Genomic DNA, 20,811 nt, shown 5'->3' with positions numbered 1-20,811 from the left:
AATGGATGGGATTTATTCAATCTTCAAACGTAACGTCTTATCGATGCCAGATAAAACAGCGGTCATATTCAAACATTCATGCTTAAGTTACCGGGAGCTAGACGATAAAGTTTGTCAATTGGCATCTTATTTTGTTCAGATGGGACTAACACCAGGTCATCGAGTTGCGCTGTTTGCTCCCAATGGTGTTGAATATCCCATTGTACTGATGGCTGCTGCCAAACTAGGACTGGCGATTGTGCCATTACCAATGAGTTTAAAGGGAGCGGCGTTAGAAGTTGCATTAAAGAAAACGCCAGTCGCTGCTGTGTTAGCTTGGCCAACTATTAGTAAAGTGTTACTTGAGAAAGATTTAGTAGAACAAGGTAAGTTGATCAGTTTTGAAAAAAGCATTGCTGGAGAAGTCACTTGGCAGCAGGTATTTGAACAGTCCTATCGTGATGTATCGACTGACTTGCAAAGTGATGTTGACGTGCATGCGCCGTTTATACTGACCATGACATCTGGTTCGACTGGCGCACCGAAGCCGATTGTTCTGAGTCAGCACTGTAAGGTGCAACGGGCCATTGAAGCAACACAAAATTATTATGGTTTAGATGAAAGTGATAAAGTATTGGTTGCAACACCACTTTATCATTCCTTAGCTCAGCGGGGCGTGCTCATGCCTTTAATGTTGGGTGCAACCACCGTGATCATGGTGAAGTTTGTCCTACAAAGCTGGTTAGATGCGATTGAAACACACCGCATTAGCTTCCTGTTTGCTGTGTCTGCGCAGCTGGAGAGTTTGCTGTCTTATCAAGGTCCAGATTTCAACTTGAATTCACTGCGTTGTCTGGTGTCATCGTCAGCGGTGTTAAATGCAGATTCTAAGAAGGCATTGCTAGAGAAACTGAACTGCGCCTTTCATGAATGTTATGGCGCATCTGAGGTGGGTGTGGTCACGGATTTTTGTGTATCAGATCAGCCACACAAAAATGGCAGTGTTGGAAAACCACTTCCATTTGTAGATATAAAAATCTGCTCTCCTGAGCGCACCGTTCTCGACGCAGGCCAGATTGGCGAAATTGCTTGTAAAACAATCACCGCTTTCAGTGGCTATCATAAAATGCCAGATGCGACTGATGCAGCGTATGATCCGCAAGGTTATTTTTATACCGGAGATTTGGGGTATATTGATGAACAGGGATATTTATTCTACGTTGGCAGAAAGAAAGAAGTGATCTCAAGCGGAGGGATCAATATTTTCCCACAAGATATTGAATCTGTCATAAAACGTCACCCTGACATCATTGAATGTGTCGCATTTGGTGTTGCAGAGCCTCAGCTCGGTGAGATTATCAAAGTGGTTTATGAGCAGCGTGGTGATGAGCAATTAGATAAAGCGCTGCGATTAATGTGTTTGCAGGAACTGACCGATTATCAGCAGCCCAGACAATTGGTGAGATTAGCCGACATGCCACGAAATCAAATGGGTAAAGTATTGAGAAATGACGTGAAGTTACAAAATCAATAAAAGAGTGAAGGTATAGCCTTCACTCTCACATGTTTATGTTATGTTTTCCCAGCTACCAGACTCATTTGACCGTGTAGCGGCTTCAAATAATGCAAGACCATCACGAGCTTGCTCAAATCCAAATACATATTCGTTTGTAGTTGGTACCTTATCTAAGTAGCTAACAAGCGCGTGGTGAATATCGGTATATAAATTGGCAAATGCTTCGACAAACCCCGTTGGGTGACCCGGCTTCATTCGATTGTATCTAAATTGACTCGCGTACTGACATTGACCAGCTCTATCGAGGGTTTCTCGTCGGCCGTCGTTGTAGTTTAACTCAAGCTCATCTGGATTTAATTGATACCAAGTTGCGCTGCCCTCAGTCCCATAAACGCGCACTTTTAAGCCATTTCTATGGCCAATGGCTGTTTTAGACATCCACATGCTACCGGTGACGTTATTGGGGTACTTAAGTAGCATTTGCACGTCATCGACTAAATTGGTGTACTCTGAATGCGTTGCAAATAGAGCACTGGTTTTTTCAGGCTCCAAGTCGAGCAAGTAGCTAGAAAGGTGATGTAGATGTACACCTAAATCAAGACAAATAGTAGGAACCGCATAGTCTTTTAACCGCCAAGCCTGGGGAGGAGACGCCTTACCAGCTATGGCTGGTGGTCGTTTGAAGCCTTCTTGAGGCATTTCTAAATGGATTTTCTGAATGACACCGAGTTTATTGTGCTGTATTAAGCTTTTAAGCTCTCTGACCATGGCATAGCCTGAGTAGTTAAATGTCACAGCAAGAAAATGCTTTTTGGTGTCGTATAGCTTTGCAAGCTGCTGTACTTCATCACTGCCGCATACCAAAGATTTTTCGCATATCGTTGGGATATTTAGTTTAAAAAGGGTTTCAAGTACTTCCAAATGATGGGGGGTAGGCGTGAGCACCACAACTGCGTCAATGTGACTTTGCTCTTGCTGAAGCATTTCTTGCCAGTCATCATAGGTATGTTCATCAGCAATTCCCCACTGCTGTGCAGTCAGTTGATTGTGCTTTTTGTCGCGGCTAAATGCACCAGCAACGACTTTAAACCTATTATCTAATTGGGCAGCTGAAAAGTGTACATAACCGACAGCTGAATTTGCGCCGCCCCCGATAAATGCGAGTTTTAAACAGCGATTTGACATGAATTTTTCCTATAGTTGATCATCGCTCAATACGTCGAGCACATCGACTAGCGTAGTAACGATATACTTCTGTTCCTGCTGAGATAATTCAGGGAATAAGGGTAAAGTGATGGCACTATGGTAGTAGGCTTCTGCATTCGGGCAGTAACCTTGGGAGAACCCTTGTTGAGAGTAATATGGTTGCAAATAAATTGGGATGTAATGGACGTGGCAAAATATATCTTTTGCTCTTAATTCTTTGACTAAGTGCTTGTGCAACTCGCCAGTGCAGTCAGCAATTTGAACCACATACAGGTGATACGCATTATAAACGCCATCACATTGCTTAAGGGGATTAACATGTGTATGTGCCTCCAACAGAGCGTCATAGTGATTGGCAAGTGTATTGCGTTTACTTACGAATTGATCTAATTGCTTAAGTTGAGAAGCGCCGAGCGCTGCATGCAGGTCTGTCATACGATAGTTAAAACCGAGTGCTTGCTGCTCATAGTACCAAGGGCCGTGTGGGTCATGCTCCAGTAAGTTGGGATCTGCTGTCACACCATGGCTACGATATAGTTTTAATTGAGCATCCAATGCTTGATCTTTGGTCAATGCCATACCACCTTCTGCTGAAGTGACAATTTTGACAGGATGAAAACTAAAAATGCAGATATCAGAATATTGGCAGCTACCTACGGGACTGTTTTCATATCGCCCACCGACAGCATGAGAGGCATCCTCAATGATTTTAAAATTGTATCGCTTTGCCAGTTTATGGATGGCTGCCATGTCGCACGATTGCCCTGCAAAGTGAACAGGAATGACGACTTTAGGAAGCGTGTTATTTTGCTGTGCGATTTCTAGTTTTGCAGCGAGTGTTTGTGCGCATAGGTTACCAGTATGAGGGTCAATATCGACAAAGTCGACTTTTGCACCACAATATAGGGCGCAGTTAGCAGAGGCGACAAACGAGTTTGGGGACGTCCACACAATGTCGTTATGACCGACACCAAGCGCGAGACAAGCAATGTGAAGCGCTGACGTTGCACTGTTTACCGCTGTGGCGAAGTTTACTTGGCAGTATTGACTGACAGCAGCTTCGAATTCCGGCACCTTTGGTCCTTGCGTTAACCAAGGTGAATTTAATACCTCAATGACTGCATCAATGTCTTGCTGGGAGATAGCTTGTTTTCCATATGGGATCATAACAAAGCCTGTTTATTAAATTCAGCTATCTCTTCTATCGTCAGATATTCAGGATTTGTTAGTGAATTATACTCAAACCCTGGTGCAACCGGTTTGCCTTTTTCATTGAGTGCATTGACGTCAAACGCATTGACTCGACTGCTGAATTTAATTCCAGGTGCAATCACAAAGTGGTCATCAAATTCATACGTATCAAAAGATAAGTCTTCAGGACACATCACTTCATGTAACTTTTCGCCAGGTCGTATGCCAATGATTTTCTGTTTGATATTGGGTGCCATGGCGGTAGCTAAGTCGGTAATCTTGATGGAAGGGATCTTAGGCACAAAAATCTCACCACCCAGCATGCGCTCGAAATTTTTTAATACAAAATCAACACCTTGCTGCAAGCTTATCCAAAATCTAGTCATGTCTGGGTGAGTAATAGGAATATGATCTCGCTGCTCATCAACAAAGTTTTGAAAGACGGGAACAACCGAACCTCGAGAGCAAACTACGTTACCATATCTGACAACTGAGAACATGGTTTTATGACCGCCAGACATATTATTGGCTGCAACAAATAACTTGTCAGAAGCCAGTTTCGTTGCGCCATATAGGTTAATGGGGTTCGCGGCTTTGTCAGTTGATAGTGCGATGACCTTGTCTACATTACAATCCAGCGCAGCTTCAATGACATTTTCAGCACCATTGATGTTGGTTTTGATGCACTCCATTGGGTTGTACTCAGCGGCTGGGACTTGTTTGAGTGCGGCTGCATGAATCACGTAATCAACACCTTGCATGGCTCTACGAAGTCGATCTCTATCGCGAACATCACCGATAAAGTAACGCATGCACGGTGCGTTAAAAGTTTGCTGCATTTCGAACTGTTTCAGTTCGTCGCGAGAAAAAACTATAATCTTTTTAGGGTTATACCTTTCCAATAGAGTCTTAACGTATTTTTTCCCGAAAGATCCTGTGCCGCCAGTAATCAAGATTGTTTTATTATCAAACATATTTTACCCGTCTAAAGGTGCAATGATTTCTTTACGCAATGGAAAAAAGTATTAGGTAAAGAATTCGCCCCTAAATCCTAAAAAAATTGATTACTCAATACTTTATATCACTTTTTTAAATTTTGCAGTATTTAACGAAAGGGCGCAGGCGAATTTTAGACTTTAGGTGACTTTTTGCACTAATCGTCGTAGACTAAGGATACTAGCATTGCGGAGGAAGGTGTTATGTTACAGATCAATTCACCGAGTAACTCTCTCTTTAACAAGACAGAGCAAACGAATAATAAATTAAACCAGCAGCTTGCTACCGGTAAAAAGGTAAACTCGGCAGCTGACGATGCAGCGGCATTGCAAATTATTAATCGTTTAACGTCTCAGCAAGAAGGCTACAATCAATCTATCCGTAATGCATATGATGGCATCTCTTATTCTCAAACAGCCGACTCGGCACTATCTGGTGTTAATGATGCGGTAAGCCGTATTAGAGAATTATCAATTCAAGCGGGCAGTGGTGCTTTGACTGATAGCGACAGACAGGCTTTACAGGACGAAGTATCTCAGCTGCAAACTCAAATTACAGAGACATTTGAGAATACGACGTTTGGAGGCGACCCGTTATTTGATGGTGAGCAGGCAAGTTTTCAGGTAGGCCCTGATGCAAATACAACGCAAAGCTTTACGCCAACAGATGGCACCGTAGCGGCTGGTATTTTGAGTGTTGATATTTCGACACAGGCGGGCGCACAAGCTGCTATTACGGCGGCTGATCAGGTTGCAAAAGATGTAAATACGCAACGCTCTCAGTTAGGTGCATTTGAAAATACATTGGATAGTACTATCCGAGGGTTGGGAAATCAGAGTGACAGAATTGCAGAAAGTCAAAGTCGCATCGCGGATACGGACTTCGCACAAGCAGCTGCACAAAGAACAGCGAATGATATTTTGTCACAAACCAGTGTGGCTCTAAGAGGGCAAGCAAATCAGTCTGCGTCTTCTGTACTGAACCTTCTTCAATAAAAATTAATACTATTGTATTGATTCAAAACATACTCCGTGGCATTTATTTGGCGTTTACGTCAATAAATTGCCACTTAGGTATTGCATCCCTAAGATACTCCCTTACAATCATACTCATAGACTTATAAATACTCTCGGATCCAGTCCAAATGATACTGATCATCGATAACAACAATAATCGCGCTTCTGGACTAGCTGCCGCGTTGTCATTTTGTGGGCAACCTGCGTGTGTGGTTGCTGAATCTGACTTTTCCCCTGAGTTGGTCAAAAAATATCAAGAATGTAAAGTCGTATTAGGTGCACTCGACGGATTGGATCATGAGCGCCATATAAAAAGTTTGCCTGCGCAGCCATTTATACTTGTCGGAGAAACGCTAAGGCCTCTGCTGTCTCTGGCAAATGTGATCGGGTTGATCACTGAACCATTTAGTCACGATGTGACAATGCAATTGTTACATGACTGTCAGCAGTATCTAAGCTTATTACCGGGTCAAACAGAGCAAGGTCGAGATGCAAAGTCATTTGATGGCCTTGTCGGGGATACGGATGCAGTCAAAGAGGTTCGTTTTCTTATTTCACAAGTTGCACAAACTGATGCCAATGTTCTGATTTTAGGTGAGTCTGGAACGGGTAAAGAAGTTGTGGCTCGCAATGTTCACTTGCTTTCAAATCGTTCGGATGGTCCGTTTGTACCGGTAAACTGTGGTGCGATACCTGGAGAACTACTTGAGAGTGAGCTGTTTGGTCATGAAAAAGGCGCATTCACAGGCGCTATTTCTGCTCGAAAAGGGCGCTTTGAACTGGCTCAAAACGGCACCCTGTTTTTAGATGAAATCGGTGATATGCCATTGCAGATGCAAGTTAAGTTATTGCGTGTTTTGCAAGAACGTAGCTACGAGCGAGTGGGCGGCACTAAACCAATTCAAGCAAATGTACGGGTTATTGCGGCGACACACCGCAATCTTGAAGAGATGATTGAAGAGGGTAAGTTTCGAGAAGACTTATTTTATCGTCTTAATGTTTTTCCAATAGAAAATCCATCTTTGAGTCAGCGCGTTGATGATATTCCTTTATTATTGAAGGAGCTACTTCGTCGGGTAACGGAGCAAGGTAATAAAGGCGTTAAGTTCACTGATAGAGCGGTTGAAAGCCTGAAGTCACATGCTTGGCCAGGCAATATTCGTGAGTTAGCTAACCTTGTAGAGCGAATGGCGATTATGTTTCCAGACAAATTGGTTGATGTGACAGATTTACCAATTAAGTATCGCTATATTGAAGTGGAAGCTTTTGAACCTGAATATCCAGAAGAGCTCATGGAAAGAGACGCTTTCAATGATTTATTTAGTGAAGGTTTTAGTGATTTTGAAGAGGAAGAGGACATCATGGCGCCAGAACAGCCTATGCTTGGTTTACTACCTGATGAAGGGATCGAATTAAAAGATTATTTGGCAGAGCTAGAGGTAAGCCTTATCACACAAGCATTGGAGCGATATGATTATGTCGTAGCACGGGCCGCGGAAATACTGGGCGTCAGGCGTACGACACTTGTTGAAAAAATGAAGAAGTATAATCTCAATAGAGACTAGATCAGATTAACTACGAACGTTGTTTAGTTCATCGGCTATGTTTAACGTAGCCAGTAGGTCGATTAACGGCTGCTTTGCGTGGCAGTCGTTATCATGATCATTCACCATCCCACATGCCTGCATATGCGCGTAAACTGTGGTGGGCCCTAAAAATTTAAATCCTTTCTTTTTTAAGTCTTTGGCAAATTTTTCGCTTATTTCACTGGTGACGGGGTAGTCCTCTTTGCTTTTAATATCATTGACGATGGGATTGAAATTGACAAATGCCCACTGATATTTAGCAAAGCTACCATAGGCCGCTTGTACTTCGATAAAGCGTTGTGCATTATTTATGGTGGCCAATATTTTGGCTCTATTACGCACAATGCCTTTATTTTCCATCAGTGCTTCGACATCTTGATCTGACATATGTGCGACTTTCTGTACGTCAAACTCTTTAAAAGCGGCTCTATAATTTTCGCGCTTCTTTAAGATGGTATACCAGCTCAGTCCAGCTTGTGCTGATTCGAGGGTAATAAATTCAAATAGTTTGTTATCATCCCAGATGGGTACGCCCCATTCTTGATCATGGTAAGCAACATAATCCGGTTTGCTCTCATCTAGCCATAAACATCTTTTACACATAACTACGCTCTGAAATAGAGTGCCATATTGGTATAAGCATTTATCTTACATTCAGTATTTAAAATCAAGATTTAGTTAAAACCGTAGGTGCGTGCATATTGAGCGCTTTTTCACTATATAAGCGGGTGTTTAATGAGAGTCTATAGGGCGTGCGTCAAAGTTTTGTCTATCGGATTTTGCTTCTATTTCATTGTTATTTAAAGAAAATAAATTTGGCACGGCATTTGCTTTTATCCTGTTAGGAAGATACATGAGAGTAGTGTCATGGCGTTAGCGAAAGTGATAAATCCACAATTTGTGCCAGAAAACCAATATAACCCTTGTTTATTGCAAGAAGCATATATTGGCGAACTGAGTGACTTGCGACAACAGGCTAGCTGGTTAAGCCATTTGGTGGATACCATGCCAGCAGGTATCGTTGTACTTGACGGGCAAGGTATGATTGCTAAAGCGAACCAGATTGCGAAAGATATGCTGGGTGAGCCGCTTGAAGGTGAAAAGTGGTTTAACATTATTCAGCGCTCTTTTAGCCCGCAACAAGATGACGGTCATGAAGTGTCGTTGCGAGACGGGCGTTTAATCAAGTTAGAAATTACTGCGCTTACACCAGAACCCGGTCAGTTAATTTTGATGACTGACTTGACTGAAACGCGTCGATTGCAAGCGCGTGTTGCACACATGCAGCGCTTAAGTGCGCTTGGTAAAATGGTTGCATCGCTCGCGCACCAAGTCAGAACACCTCTCTCTGCTGCCATGCTATATGGTGCTAACTTAGGTAGTGAAAACTTACCAAACAAGTCTCGCGAAAAGTTTCACAATAAACTGATGTCGAGACTTAAAGACCTCGAAAATCAAGTTAATGACATGCTGTTATTTGCGAAAAGCGGAGAACAGCAAGTCATTGAACAAGTATCTATGCAGCAACTTCTTAATGAAGTTAAGGCTGGGGCTGATGCCATGGTATCACTTCACAATGCACAGTTAGATGTTATCTTGCCAGATCCAGATATTGAAATTATTGGCAATAAGACAGCACTTGCCAGTGCAGTTCAAAACTTGATCCACAATAGTGTGCAGGTGATTGGCTCTGGTGCACAAATTACCCTAAGTGCCGTACGTGACAAAGACGATCATGTTCGTATTTCGGTCTGTGATAATGGACCTGGGGTTGATATGAGCTTGGCGGACAAGTTATTTGAACCTTTTTTTACTACTAAATCACAAGGCACTGGACTGGGGTTAGCGGTTGTTAGTTCAGTGGCAAATTCGCATAAAGGACGTGTTGAAGTAAACAATACGTCTAACGGAGGAGCATGCTTTAGTATGCTGTTACCCATATCTCAACATACTCAACTTCAGGAGGTTGTATGAGCAATAAAATTCTAGTCGTTGAAGATGACGCAGGTTTACGTGAAGCACTATTGGACACTCTAGAGCTTGCTGGTATTGATTGTGTTGAGGCCGACAGTGCAGAGCAAGCGATGGTGTTGCTAAAGCAGCAAAGCTTTTCGTTGGTGGTCAGTGATGTTCAAATGGGGCAAATGAGTGGGATTGACTTACTCAAAAGTATTAAGTTGAATTTTCCAAACTTACCTGTTTTGATGATGACTGCCTACGCGACGATTGATGATGCCGTTGAAGCAATGCGTTTGGGCGCGATTGATTATATGGCCAAACCATTTGCACCAGAAGTGCTTCTCAATATGGTGAGTCGCTACATGCCGGAAAAAGAGAAGGAAACAGATGGCCCTATCGTGGCTGATGCAAAAAGCCTTCAGTTACTGAGCCTCGCCAAAAAAGTGGCGCAATCAGACGCCAGTGTTATGGTTTTAGGCCCTAGTGGTTCAGGTAAAGAGGTATTAGCGCGCTATATTCACGATAGTTCTGAACGTAAAAGTGAACCTTTCGTCGCGATTAATTGTGCTGCTATTCCAGAGAATATGTTAGAAGCCACTTTATTTGGTTATGAAAAAGGTGCTTTCACTGGCGCGATCCAAGCTTGTCCGGGTAAATTCGAGCAAGCACAAAAAGGGACTATCTTATTGGATGAGATCACGGAAATGGATCTTGGTTTGCAAGCCAAGTTACTCCGCGTATTGCAAGAGCGAGAAGTAGAACGACTTGGCGGCAGAAAAACCATTGAGCTGGATGTCAGAGTTTTGGCGACCAGTAACCGAGATTTAAAAGATGCTGTTGCCGAGGGTAAGTTCCGTGAAGATTTGTATTATCGATTGAATGTCTTTCCATTGACCTGGCTACCACTCAAAGACAGAGCAGCAGACATTGTACCTTTGGCTAAACATTTAATTGAAAGACATTGTCAGAAATCCAGCCAACCTGTGCCGTCGCTTACGACTGCAGCTCAGCAAAAGCTGTTACAACATGCATGGCCGGGTAATGTGCGAGAATTAGATAACGTTGTCCAACGTGCCTTGATTTTGCAGCAAGGTGGTCAAGTGTCTGACTCTGATATCTTTATTGAAAATCTGACACCAATTGAACTGGTTACTGAGGCAGCCTTTACTGCTATGCCAGTAGAGCTTGATGTTTCTCCATATCACTCTGAACCGGTCGCTGAGTCTGTCTCTACACAACACAGTGATAGCATGAGCTATAAAGAAGAGTTACAAGATAAAGAGCATCAAATTATTTTGGATACACTTACACGCTGCAATGGTAAGCGTAAAGATGTTGCTGAAATACTTGGGATCAGTCCGAGAACGCTCAGATATAAACTTGCAAAAATGCGAGACTTAGGATTACCAGTGCCTGCCTAACGTTTTAATATAGCAACCAGAATCTTTCTGGTTGCTATATAACCTGTCAAAAAAACGTCCTCTAAAACTATCTTCTAAGTAATTGATTTAAATGAACTTAAAGTTGGCATGAATGGTGCATTATACCTTGTAACAGAATTGACAGGGTGAGCAACATGAAAATTCAAAACACCAGTTTATATCAAGAAATGCAGTCAATGGCATCTCAAGCCGGTAGAGTTCAACCACAGGCTAAGTTGCCAATTCAAGAAAGTGCTGCAACATCCAGCGCGCAGTTCGGCGACATTTTACAAAATGCACTCAATACGGTTGCAGATTTACAAAGAGATGCAAAATCTAAAGTGACGGCAGTAGAGATGGGCGATCGTAGTGTCTCCCTTGCAGAGGCTATGATTGCGAAAAACAAATCATCTGTAGCCTTTGAAGCAACTGTACAAGTTCGTAATAAACTTGTCGAAGCTTATAAAGATATTATGAGCATGCCGGTGTAATTGAAGAGAAGATTGGAGAGTAACTGTGGCTACAAATCAAACGACAGATCTAGCACTTTCAGACGGCCAAGCAGGTGCAGTAGCTGAAGGCGCAGATACCCAGCAAGAGCAAAAGTCTGGTTATTTTAGCGCATTAAGTGGCGTTGATATGCTGCGTCAAGTTACGCTCGTGATCGCACTGGCAATTTGCTTGGCAATTGCGATTTTCATCATTATCTGGGCACGTCAGCCCGATATGCGACCGCTTGGTCAATACCCGACAGATGAACTCGTTCAGACTCTGGATTTTCTGGATGCGCAAAAAATAGAGTATGAGTTAGACGGCAATACCGTCATGGTTGCAGAAACCGACTATCAAGATATCAAATTAAAAATGGCACGAGATGGGTTTACTCAATCACCGACCTCTGGCACAGATATTTTGATGCAGGATATGGGTTTTGGTGTAAGTCAGCGTCTTGAAAGAGAAAGACTAAAGCACAGCCGAGAGCAGCAACTTGCGCGTACGATTGAAGAACTGCAAGATATTAATAGAGCCAAAGTGCTGCTCGCTATTCCGAAAGAAAATGTATTTGCTCGCCGTGAGAAAAAACCTTCAGCTACCGTGGTGCTAACCATGAAACGTGGTCGTACACTCGATGGTGAGGAAGTTGACTCTATTGTTGATATTGTGGCGTCAGCGGTACAAGGGCTTGAACCATCGCGTGTTACTGTCACAGATCAAAATGGTCGTCTGTTGAACTCGGGTTCTCAAGATTCTCTAGCTGCACGTTCACGTAAAGAATATGAAATTGAACGCAAACGTGAGTCAGAGTACTTATCGAAAATTGACAGCATCATGATCCCTGTCGTGGGACTGGGTAACTTCACTGCTCAAGTTGATTTGACAATGGACTTTAGTGCGGTTGAAGAGACGCACAAGCGCTTTAACCCAGACTTACCTGCTGTACGCAGCGAAACAACCTTTGAAGAAAACAATATTGGCGGGATCACCGCAGGAATTCCAGGTGCATTAACTAATCAGCCGCCAATGGATTCTAATATTCCTGAAATAGCAGGTGCTGGTGGCAGTGGTAAAGGTACTACACCAAGTCGCTCACAAAGAGAGGCGACGCGTAACTATGAACTTGATACGACGATTTCACATAAGCGCCAGCAGACTGGTGTAATACGCCGCATAAGTGTGTCCGTTGCTGTTGATTACGTCGCAAAGGCTGATGCTGAAGGGAACGTATCAATGGTGCCAAGAGCACAAGAAGAGTTGAATAATATTCGCCGTCTTCTTCAAGGTGGTGTTGGGTTCGACATGCAACGAGGTGATGCCCTTGAAGTTGTAACGGTACCTTTTGTTCGTGAAGACATTTTAGAGGCTTCAGAGTTGCCGCTTTGGGAGCAAGAGTGGTTTATGAAGGTCGCACGTCTTGCAGCAGGTGCTTTGGTTATCATTGTGTTGATTATGGCGGTAGTTCGCCCTATGCTGAAAAGACTTATTTACCCAGATGATACTCTTGAGGACTATGATGAGGATGCACTGACTGCTGGTGTAGACCTTGGTGATAGTACATTAGATATGCTAAGTAATGACTTTGATGAATCAGCTGTTGGCTTCTCCTCTGATGGTACATTACAATTGCCAGACTTACATGGGGATGAAGATCTACTGAAAGCGGTTCGTGCATTGGTAGCTAATGAGCCTGAGCTTTCTTCACAAGTGGTCAAAGCGTGGTTAACTGAAGATGAGTGATGAAGAACAAAAACAACTGCCTCCAACGTTTGATGTTGAGAAGCTTGATGGCGTCGATAAAGCCGCCATCTTACTGTTAAGTTTAACGGAAGAAGATGCGGCACAAATTTTAAAACATTTAGAGCCGAAGCAAGTTCAAAAAGTGGGTATGGCGATGGCGGCGATTGATGATTTGTCGCAATCGAAAATTAGTGCTGTACACAATTTGTTTATTGAGCAAATTCAAAGCTTCAGTACCATTGGCTTCCAATCTGAAGACTTTATTAAAAAGGCATTGACGGCAGCGCTAGGCGAAGATAAAGCAGCAAGTCTGATTGACCAGATTGTGATGGGATCAGGTGCAAAAGGATTAGATTCATTGAAGTGGATGGACTCCAAACAGGTTGCCAATATTATTCGTAACGAACACCCGCAGATCCAAACTATTGTTTTATCGTATTTGGAGCCTGAGCAATCAGCAGAAATATTGTCTCAGTTTACTGAGAAAGTCAGATTAGATTTGACGATGCGTATTGCGAACTTAGAAGAAGTCCAGCCTGCTGCATTGCAAGAGCTAAACGAAATCATGGAAAAACAGTTTGCAGGTCAAGCTGGTGCACAAGCCGCGAAAATGGGGGGCTTGAAAGCAGCCGCAGATATCATGAACTACCTAGACACTAATGTTGAAGGTCAGTTGATGGATTCTATTCGTGAGCATGATGAAGAGATGTCTCAGCAAATTCAAGACTTGATGTTTGTGTTTGAAAACTTGATGGACGTAGAAGACCGAGGTATTCAAGCGATTTTGCGCGAAGTACAACAAGATGTACTGATGAAAGCCATCAAGGGCGCCGATGATTCATTGAAAGATAAGATTTTGAGCAACATGTCGAAGCGTGCTGCAGAAATGATGGCAGATGATCTGGAAGCAATGCCACCGGTTCGAATTAGTGAAGTCGAAGCGGCACAAAAAGAAATACTGGCAACAGCCAGACGTTTAGCTGACTCAGGAGAGATCATGCTCGGTGGTGGCGGCGGTGAGGAGTTCCTATAAACCATGTCTGAACCTAAATTTCAGCGCGGCCGCCCTGTACATGGGGAAGCTGTAGATGCGCTACTAGAACATTTAGAAGATTGGCCTATTCCTGATGTAAAAGAAGATCTTAGTGGGTTGTCAGGACGCTCTACGGCGATGGGCACTCCGCTTGAAGAGCTTTATACTAAGACAGAGCGTAATTCTGAGCCTGAAACAGTCGAGCCCGAAATACCTACTTTGACTTTAGAAGAACTCGAGCAGATCAGGCAAGATGCCTACGATGAAGGTCTCAAGCAAGGCCATGAGCAAGGGTATATTGAAGGGTTTGAGAAGGGCGCAAAGGAAGGGAATGAAGCTGGTCAAAAAGAAGGGTTAGAGATAGGTAAGCAACAAGGCCTTGAAGATGCAAAACCTTTGGTTGAAGAGAGACTACAGACACTCACCCAATTAATTGAAAAAATTCATGATCCACTTAAGCAAGTTGATGAAGCTTGCGAAAAGCAACTGATTGAGCTTGTCAGTTTATTGACGCAACAAATTACATTCCACGAAATTAAAGCCAATCCAGACTTAATTCTCCAAGCGTTAAAGAAAGGGTTAGATGCACTTCCCATCGCTGAAGTGCAGCTTAAAGTGCATTTGCACCCTGACGACCTTACCTTAGTTGAGGAGGCTTACGGGGCGGAAATGATACAAAAGCAGCAATGGCAGCTTATCCCTGAACCGACATTTGAACGTGGTGGTTGTGAGATTAAATCCCCCATTTCTTCTATTGATTTGACGATAAAAACAAGGCTTTCTGAAATTCTGGAGAAGTTTTTGCATGATAGCGGTATCTAAGAATTATCGCGCCATGTTAAATGTCAGAGCTAGAACAGCAAAATTCGTCTTTTGCACAACGAATACATAAATACCAAAAACATATTCATCCATTTGGTGTTGCCGTGGCAGGCAGCCTAACACGTGTTGTTGGGCTGACCCTCGAAGCAAAAGGGCTCAATGCAGCCGTTGGCAGTCAGTGTAAAATAGAGACGATAAATGGTTTTATTGATGCCGAAGTTATTGGCTTCAATAATGATGTGCTCTATCTCATGCCTAATGACCGCATATCTGGTGTCCTTCCTGGCGCAAGGGTGATCCCACAAGTTAAAGAAGCTGGTTTGCCTGTTGGTATGGGTCTTCTAGGTAGAGTCGTTGATGGTTTAGGCCGGCCTTTAGATGGGCTCGGTGCAATTCAAGCAGAGGCGCGTTTAAAATTCGCACAGGCACCAATAAACCCACTAGCGAGACGTCCAATTAAAGAGCCGATGGATGTTGGCGTGAGAGCAATTAACTCTATCATCACTGTTGGGCAGGGTCAGCGAATGGGACTATTTGCTGGCAGTGGTGTTGGTAAATCAGTCTTATTAGGCATGATGACTCGGGGCAGTGAAGCTGATGTTATTGTTGTCGGTCTGGTCGGTGAGCGTGGTCGAGAAGTTAAAGAATTCATCGATGAGATTTTAGGTACTGAAGGGCGCCGTCGCTCTGTTGTTGTTGCCGCTCCTGCTGATGCTTCCCCATTGATGCGATTAAAAGGCTGTGAGAGTGCAGTCACTATTGCAGAGTATTTTAGAGATCAAGGCTTAAACGTTTTGTTGTTACTCGACTCAGTAACGCGTTATGCGATGGCTCAGCGGGAAATTGCACTCGCGGTTGGTGAGCCCCCTGCAACCAAAGGTTACCCCCCCTCTGTATTTGCTAAGTTACCTGCTTTGGTCGAAAGGGCCGGTAATGGCGGAGAAGGTCAAGGTTCTATTACGGCCTTTTTTACAGTGCTCAGTGAGGGGGATGATATGCAAGACCCCATTGCAGATTCTGCAAGGGCCATACTTGATGGGCATATTGTTTTGTCTCGTGAGCTGGCCGATAGTGGTCACTATCCTGCAATTGATATTGAAAAATCCATTAGCCGTGTGATGCCACAAGTGGTGTCAGATACACATATGCAGCAAGCTAGAATCGTGAAGCAAGTCTATTCTATGTATCAACAAAATAAGGATATGATCACATTAGGCGCGTATCAAAAAGGCAGTGATCCCATGCTAGATCAAGCCATCGCAATGATGCCTAGTGTTAATGGTTTCTTGCAACAAGGCATGAAGGACGTACTTAACTACGATGAGTGTTTACAAGGCTTATCACAACTATTAGGACAAGGTTAATGGCAACTGATAAATTATCTTTGTTACATAAGTTAGAGACAGATAAAGAAGATTCGTTGCGAATTAACTTTATTCAGGCGGAAAATAGTTTAAGTGACAATCAACAGAAACTAAAAGGGTTGAATGATTTCCGTTTGGAATACACGCAACAATTGCACACTAAAGCTCAGCAGGGCTTAAGCAGCGGCGGGTTTACTCAGTATCATAGTTTTATCAATAAAATTGAAGAGGCAATTAAACAACAAGCCAACACGGTGGCAACGGCAAAGCGGGTTGTCGAGCAACGGAGAAAACTCTGGTTGAGTCAGCAGGCAAAAGTAAAAGCAATAGCAAAGTTAATTGAAAAAAAACAAGAAGAAAAACAACGTATTCAGGCAAAGGCGGAGCAAAAAATGCTTGACGAATTTGCAACAAATATGTTCATGAGAAATAAAGTGCTCAATTAGTGGCTTAAAAATTGCATTTCATAACAAAATTGGTATTTGAAGTAGGCAAGCGGTCTTAGGTTGCCACATAAAAAGGTGAGAGTATGGCTAATGTTTCGCTAGATGTAGGTATGAACAATTCAGTTTCACCTCAACATAAACAAGCAGATGACAGGTCAGCAGAACAAGGGTTCATGGCTGTAATGGCGCAAGCAAATGAACAAGAAGAAGCTAAAAGTGCAGCGTTAGCGTCAGAAGCAAACGCAGAAGTACAGCGCAGGCAAACGGCATCACAGAGCGACAAAACAGAAGATGAGCCTGTTAAGGTACAAGCAGGCCCTGACGAGCCGTTGAAATTAGACGATTCACACTTACCTAAACCTAAAGCTGGCCCAGATATCATGTTGCAGGTAGAGATGTCAGGGGACATTGATACGCAATCAAAAGGAGTAGGACACACACCTGACAGTTTGTTATCGCAAATAACGGCTTCTAATAAACAAAAAACAGATGTGGCACATCATTTAGCACCGGTTCCAAAAGCGATGCGTGAGCATGCAGGAAAAGTTGAAGTGTTACCTGACAACTCAACGTCTGATAAAGGAAAAAAAGGTCCTATTGATCTCATTGGCCCGATAGTTACACAAGGCAAAAAAGCTGAAACTGGTGCTATCACGGGCGCTGATTCAAATGCAGATAATAAACCTATATCGCCATCTCAATCAGACAAACATTTGAGTGCAGATATACCTCAAAAGCAAGGCCAACTTACCGGGGTTGAAGCTTTTAAAGCGGTTGATCCTGGACCTCGTCACTCTGAGGGGCCTGTTGGTGACCCAAGCAAAGTAGTAGATGGTACAAATAAGGCCGTTAATAGCCCTTTGCCACAAAAAGATTTTAATACAAGTAAAGAAGTTTTTAATGGTGAAATAAAGTCGCGTGAATGGTTTTTACACAATAAAAAAGTTGTTTCTGATGAGTCAAAACCACAGGTTCAAGTGCAGTCTGACGTATCAAATAAAGCAGTAAAAGCGGATGCGGTTGAAGCCAAAGTTGTTGCTGAACCTAAGGTGCACACTGAATTAAAGACTGCCTCAAACGATATAACAAAGCCTGCACAAAGCGCACCAAAGAATGAAGCTTCTTATTTGGCCTCGCAGATTAGAAAAGCGGTTGCGCAGGAACCTCAGGTGGTTCAAACGCAAGGGTCTGTTCAGGCACAGAATATCGATGAGACTGTCCCTAATACTGAACTAAACGCAAAACCTCCAGTTGAGGTTTCAGTAAAGGGAAGTGACAAAGATTCATCTCATACTAAAGTGCTTTCAGAGTTAAAATCCATGGTTGAGCAACTCTCTCCACAGGAGAAAAAGCAGTTGGAGAGCGCTTTAAATGAAAAATTAAGTAGTGATAAATTGGCTGAACCTCAAGTCAGACGCCTTGAAAGCGCATTGTATACAGTGATAACAGGTAAACCTGCTCCTGATGCAAATTCAAAGCAGGTAAACATGACTGAAAGTGCAGAGCTCCCAGCAGGTAAGCCAACTGATAGTATGACAAAGTTAAATAATGTGGCGGCCGAACTCACTACCCAACAGGTTACTAAGCCTGAGGTGAGTTACAATTCCACCAAAGTCACATCAGTTAAAGAAGCCGTCGTGGCTGAGCCTACAAAGCAAAACGCAGAGATTGCTTTAAGTGAAGAAGCCCCTGAGATGACAGCTGAGTCAGACAGTGAACAATCGCAAAATAACAGCGGCAACCAACAACGCCAAACTGCCAGTGCCAATGTCGAAAATATATTTAAAGCGATCCGTACTTTAGGTTCAGAGCAAATTCAAAGCAAAGAAGAGTTTGAACAAGTGATTAACCAAGTAGAGCAGTCACGCCAAGTTCAACAAACGGCACAACAGCAAACGTCCGCGCAGGTCAAGTTGCAAGCAGATCCTGCTCTAATGCAAAGCCTTAACCTGGCTAAGAGTGACGCAGCAAAAATGCTTCAGGACAAAGTTAACATGATGATTAACTTAAATAATCAAGAAGCAGAAATCCGCTTGGACCCAGCAGAGTTAGGGAGTATGCAAATACGCATTCGCTCTGATGCGGAGCAAGCACAAGTTAACTTTGTAGTACAAAATCAACAAGCCAAAGAGTTACTTGAGGAGTCCATGCCGAAGCTTAAAGAAATGCTAGAGGAACACGGTATTCAACTCGGTGATAGCAATATAGAACAGCAGGCTGAAAAAGGTAGTGATCAGCAAGGGAATGAGCAAAATGGTCACGGAAAACTTGCTAATGAGAGCAGTGAAGCGCAAAATAATAAAGAACAATCAGTGACTAGCAGAAAACAAAGTGACTCGGCGATAGATTACTATGCTTAACAACTGCTATCATTAAAAAAGATCATTGAATTATAAGAAGCGCACATATGGCAGAAGAAACCGATTTAGAAATAGAAGAAGCGGGTGGATCGAAAAAGAAACTCATCATCATTATTGCAGCAGTGGTAGTGATTTTAGGCGGTGTAGCGGGCTTCTTCTTAATGTCAGGTGGTGAGGAAGAAGAGGCTTCATTAGCGGAGGAATCAACCGCTGTTCAAGAAGACTTAAGTGAGCAAAATGCAGCTGAAATGGGTAGTGCCTTATATGTTGCGATGCCTAGGCCCTTTGTGTTTAATGTACCAGGTGCAAGTAGAGATAGAATTGTACAGATTAAAGTACAACTGCTTGTACGTGGCGATGTCAATGAGGAAGTGGCTAAAAAACACATCCCATTGATTGAAGGTACCTTATTAGGGGTCTTTTCAACAACGACCGCAGATGAGTTAAGTACAAGTGCAGGTAAAGAAACGCTTCGATTGTCTGCATTGGATAAAGTACAGGCTGCAATGGAAGGCGTCGAAGGCAGCAAAGTAATTGAACGTGTGCTGTTTACTGGTTTTGTAATGCAGTAGGACGATATTGTGAGCGACTTATTATCACAAGATGAAATCGACGCGCTACTCCATGGCGTCGATGAAGTCGAAGAAGATGAAGTATCCACGGGAGAAGACGGTGAGGACGCAAATGCCTTACAGTACGACTTCTCTTCACAAGACCGCATTGTTCGTGGTCGAATGCCTACCCTTGAGATTGTAAACGAACGTTTTGCAAGACACATGCGTATTAGTTTGTTCAATATGATGAGACGCACAGCAGAGGTGTCTATCAATGGTGTTCAAATGCTCAAGTTTGGCGAGTATATTCATACTTTGTTTGTACCGACGAGTTTGAACATGGTGCGGTTCCGCCCACTTAAAGGCACCGGTTTGATCACGATGGAGGCAAGGTTAGTCTTTATCTTGGTTGATAATTTCTTTGGTGGTGACGGGCGATATCATGCCAAAATTGAAGGGCGAGAGTTTACGCCGACTGAACGTCGTATTGTTCAAATGTTACTTAAGATTATCTTTGAAGACTACAAAGAAGCTTGGGCACCTGTAATGGATGTGTCATTTGAATATCTAGATTCAGAGGTTAACCCTGCAATGGCGAATATTGTTTCGCCAACTGAAGTGGTCGTAATCAGCTCTTTTCATATTGAACTCGACGGAGGAGGAGGTGATTTTCATATCTCATTACCTTACTCGATGCTCGAGCCCATCAGAGAGTTACTCGATGCGGGTGTTCAATCAGATACTGAGGATACGGATTTACGTTGGAGTAAGGCCCTGCGTGATGAAATCATGGATGTTGAAGTTGAAATGTCAACGCAGTTGCTAGAAGTGGATTTATCGCTACAGCAAATAATGGAACTGAAGGCGGGAGACATTATTCCTGTAGAAATGCCGGAACACATTACCGTATTTGTTGAAGAGTTACCTACTTTCAGAGCGAAAATGGGTCGCTCAAGAGATAATGTCGCATTACAAATAAGTGAGAAAATTAAGCGTCCGGAGTCTGTGAAGTCCGAGCTACATGTCTTTACCAAAGGTGGTAAAAAGCTCGATTCGGATGCAGAATTAGCTGAATTAGAAGAAGATCTGCACCTATCAGAAGGTGTGGATCTTGACTGGTGATCAAG

General features: G+C 43.1%; 18 protein-coding genes. 14 read left to right on the top strand and 4 right to left on the bottom strand.

Going from position 1 to position 20,811, the window contains the following annotated elements:
• Position 1: 1 nt before the first annotated feature.
• Positions 2 to 1,513, top strand: coding sequence for a class I adenylate-forming enzyme family protein (locus JF50_RS11095; protein ID WP_039609469.1), 1,512 nt, complete (start codon positions 2 to 4; stop codon positions 1,511 to 1,513).
• 33 nt (positions 1,514 to 1,546) lie between these two features.
• Here the strand turns inward: JF50_RS11095 and JF50_RS11090 are convergent, their stop codons facing one another.
• The 3 genes from JF50_RS11090 to pseB are packed head-to-tail and all read right to left on the bottom strand — an operon-like array spanning position 1,547 to position 4,866.
• Positions 1,547 to 2,680 carry a Gfo/Idh/MocA family protein gene (locus JF50_RS11090; protein WP_039609468.1) on the bottom strand — a complete coding sequence of 378 codons (1,134 nt, stop codon included), beginning with the start codon at positions 2,678 to 2,680 and terminating at the stop codon, positions 1,547 to 1,549.
• A gap of 9 nt (positions 2,681 to 2,689) precedes the next feature.
• Positions 2,690 to 3,868, bottom strand: coding sequence for a UDP-4-amino-4,6-dideoxy-N-acetyl-beta-L-altrosamine transaminase (gene pseC, locus JF50_RS11085; protein WP_039609467.1), 1,179 nt, complete (start codon positions 3,866 to 3,868; stop codon positions 2,690 to 2,692).
• Complete coding sequence (gene pseB, locus JF50_RS11080) at positions 3,865 to 4,866, bottom strand: UDP-N-acetylglucosamine 4,6-dehydratase (inverting) (RefSeq protein WP_039609466.1); 1,002 nt, start codon at positions 4,864 to 4,866, stop codon at positions 3,865 to 3,867. Before pseB ends, pseC begins: the two co-directional genes overlap by 4 nt.
• 225 nt (positions 4,867 to 5,091) lie before the next feature.
• Here pseB and JF50_RS11075 point away from each other — a divergent pair, with 225 nt between their 5' ends.
• Both JF50_RS11075 and JF50_RS11070 read left to right on the top strand, forming a co-directional pair.
• A complete protein-coding gene (locus JF50_RS11075; RefSeq protein ID WP_039609465.1) occupies positions 5,092 to 5,883 on the top strand; it encodes a flagellin in 792 nt (263 codons plus the stop codon).
• A 149-nt stretch (positions 5,884 to 6,032) separates the two neighbouring features.
• Positions 6,033 to 7,469 carry a sigma-54 dependent transcriptional regulator gene (locus JF50_RS11070; protein WP_039609464.1) on the top strand — a complete coding sequence of 479 codons (1,437 nt, stop codon included), beginning with the start codon at positions 6,033 to 6,035 and terminating at the stop codon, positions 7,467 to 7,469.
• 6 nt (positions 7,470 to 7,475) lie between these two features.
• On the opposite strand, the gene JF50_RS11065 is transcribed toward JF50_RS11070, so the two are convergent.
• Positions 7,476 to 8,093, bottom strand: coding sequence for a DNA-3-methyladenine glycosylase I (locus tag JF50_RS11065; RefSeq protein ID WP_039609463.1), 618 nt, complete (start codon positions 8,091 to 8,093; stop codon positions 7,476 to 7,478).
• 264 nt (positions 8,094 to 8,357) lie between these two features.
• Between JF50_RS11065 and JF50_RS11060 the strand changes: the two genes are divergently transcribed.
• The 11 genes from JF50_RS11060 (at position 8,358) to fliM (ending at position 20,806) form a co-directional block, all read left to right on the top strand.
• Complete coding sequence (locus JF50_RS11060; RefSeq protein ID WP_039609462.1) at positions 8,358 to 9,464, top strand: sensor histidine kinase; 1,107 nt, start codon at positions 8,358 to 8,360, stop codon at positions 9,462 to 9,464.
• Entirely contained in the window at positions 9,461 to 10,870 is a 1,410-nt protein-coding gene (locus JF50_RS11055) for a sigma-54-dependent transcriptional regulator (RefSeq protein WP_039609461.1), read from the top strand. Before JF50_RS11060 ends, JF50_RS11055 begins: the two co-directional genes overlap by 4 nt.
• Before the next feature lie 155 nt (positions 10,871 to 11,025).
• Positions 11,026 to 11,361, top strand: coding sequence for a flagellar hook-basal body complex protein FliE (gene fliE, locus JF50_RS11050; RefSeq protein ID WP_039609460.1), 336 nt, complete (start codon positions 11,026 to 11,028; stop codon positions 11,359 to 11,361).
• 25 nt (positions 11,362 to 11,386) lie between these two features.
• Entirely contained in the window at positions 11,387 to 13,105 is a 1,719-nt protein-coding gene (gene fliF, locus JF50_RS11045; protein ID WP_039609459.1) for a flagellar basal-body MS-ring/collar protein FliF, read from the top strand.
• Positions 13,098 to 14,138 carry a flagellar motor switch protein FliG gene (fliG, locus tag JF50_RS11040; RefSeq protein ID WP_023401801.1) on the top strand — a complete coding sequence of 347 codons (1,041 nt, stop codon included), beginning with the start codon at positions 13,098 to 13,100 and terminating at the stop codon, positions 14,136 to 14,138. Before fliF ends, fliG begins: the two co-directional genes overlap by 8 nt.
• A gap of 3 nt (positions 14,139 to 14,141) precedes the next feature.
• The gene (gene fliH / locus JF50_RS11035) at positions 14,142 to 14,960 is read left to right on the top strand and encodes a flagellar assembly protein FliH (RefSeq protein WP_039609458.1); all 819 of its coding nucleotides are present in this window, start codon (positions 14,142 to 14,144) and stop codon (positions 14,958 to 14,960) included.
• A 20-nt stretch (positions 14,961 to 14,980) separates the two neighbouring features.
• Positions 14,981 to 16,324, top strand: a complete 1,344-nt coding sequence (gene fliI / locus JF50_RS11030; protein WP_039609457.1) for a flagellar protein export ATPase FliI — start codon at positions 14,981 to 14,983, stop codon at positions 16,322 to 16,324.
• Positions 16,324 to 16,770, top strand: a complete 447-nt coding sequence (fliJ, locus tag JF50_RS11025) for a flagellar export protein FliJ (RefSeq protein WP_039609456.1) — start codon at positions 16,324 to 16,326, stop codon at positions 16,768 to 16,770. The genes fliI and fliJ overlap by 1 nt, the downstream gene beginning before the upstream one ends.
• Positions 16,771 to 16,853: 83 nt before the next feature.
• The gene (locus JF50_RS26050; RefSeq protein WP_052262245.1) at positions 16,854 to 19,130 is read left to right on the top strand and encodes a flagellar hook-length control protein FliK; all 2,277 of its coding nucleotides are present in this window, start codon (positions 16,854 to 16,856) and stop codon (positions 19,128 to 19,130) included.
• Between the two features lie 47 nt (positions 19,131 to 19,177).
• A complete protein-coding gene (gene fliL / locus JF50_RS11015; RefSeq protein ID WP_039609455.1) occupies positions 19,178 to 19,702 on the top strand; it encodes a flagellar basal body-associated protein FliL in 525 nt (174 codons plus the stop codon).
• A 9-nt stretch (positions 19,703 to 19,711) separates the two neighbouring features.
• Entirely contained in the window at positions 19,712 to 20,806 is a 1,095-nt protein-coding gene (fliM, locus tag JF50_RS11010; RefSeq protein ID WP_039609454.1) for a flagellar motor switch protein FliM, read from the top strand.
• The last annotated feature ends 5 nt before the right edge of the window (positions 20,807 to 20,811 follow it).

Source organism: Pseudoalteromonas luteoviolacea, assembly GCF_000814765.1.
Taxonomy (GTDB): domain Bacteria; phylum Pseudomonadota; class Gammaproteobacteria; order Enterobacterales; family Alteromonadaceae; genus Pseudoalteromonas; species Pseudoalteromonas luteoviolacea_H.
The sequence above is the reverse complement of the archived record's forward strand: the minus strand, read 5'-3'. Positions and strand labels throughout refer to the sequence as shown.

Excerpts from the sequence above, each read along its gene's own strand:
- fliI (WP_039609457.1), top strand. The coding sequence starts at position 14,981 with ATGTCAGAGCTAGAACAGCAAAATTCGTCTTTTGCACAACGAATACAT.
- pseC (WP_039609467.1), bottom strand. The coding sequence starts at position 3,868 with ATGATCCCATATGGAAAACAAGCTATCTCCCAGCAAGACATTGATGCA.
- JF50_RS11055 (WP_039609461.1), top strand. The coding sequence starts at position 9,461 with ATGAGCAATAAAATTCTAGTCGTTGAAGATGACGCAGGTTTACGTGAA.
- JF50_RS11075 (WP_039609465.1), top strand. The coding sequence starts at position 5,092 with ATGTTACAGATCAATTCACCGAGTAACTCTCTCTTTAACAAGACAGAG.
- JF50_RS11060 (WP_039609462.1), top strand. The coding sequence starts at position 8,358 with ATGGCGTTAGCGAAAGTGATAAATCCACAATTTGTGCCAGAAAACCAA.
- JF50_RS26050 (WP_052262245.1), top strand. The coding sequence starts at position 16,854 with ATGGCTAATGTTTCGCTAGATGTAGGTATGAACAATTCAGTTTCACCT.
- JF50_RS11065 (WP_039609463.1), bottom strand. The coding sequence starts at position 8,093 with ATGTGTAAAAGATGTTTATGGCTAGATGAGAGCAAACCGGATTATGTT.
- fliE (WP_039609460.1), top strand. The coding sequence starts at position 11,026 with ATGAAAATTCAAAACACCAGTTTATATCAAGAAATGCAGTCAATGGCA.
- pseB (WP_039609466.1), bottom strand. The coding sequence starts at position 4,866 with ATGTTTGATAATAAAACAATCTTGATTACTGGCGGCACAGGATCTTTC.
- fliJ (WP_039609456.1), top strand. The coding sequence starts at position 16,324 with ATGGCAACTGATAAATTATCTTTGTTACATAAGTTAGAGACAGATAAA.
- fliG (WP_023401801.1), top strand. The coding sequence starts at position 13,098 with ATGAGTGATGAAGAACAAAAACAACTGCCTCCAACGTTTGATGTTGAG.
- JF50_RS11070 (WP_039609464.1), top strand. The coding sequence starts at position 6,033 with ATGATACTGATCATCGATAACAACAATAATCGCGCTTCTGGACTAGCT.
- JF50_RS11090 (WP_039609468.1), bottom strand. The coding sequence starts at position 2,680 with ATGTCAAATCGCTGTTTAAAACTCGCATTTATCGGGGGCGGCGCAAAT.
- JF50_RS11095 (WP_039609469.1), top strand. The coding sequence starts at position 2 with ATGGATGGGATTTATTCAATCTTCAAACGTAACGTCTTATCGATGCCA.
- fliL (WP_039609455.1), top strand. The coding sequence starts at position 19,178 with ATGGCAGAAGAAACCGATTTAGAAATAGAAGAAGCGGGTGGATCGAAA.
- fliH (WP_039609458.1), top strand. The coding sequence starts at position 14,142 with ATGTCTGAACCTAAATTTCAGCGCGGCCGCCCTGTACATGGGGAAGCT.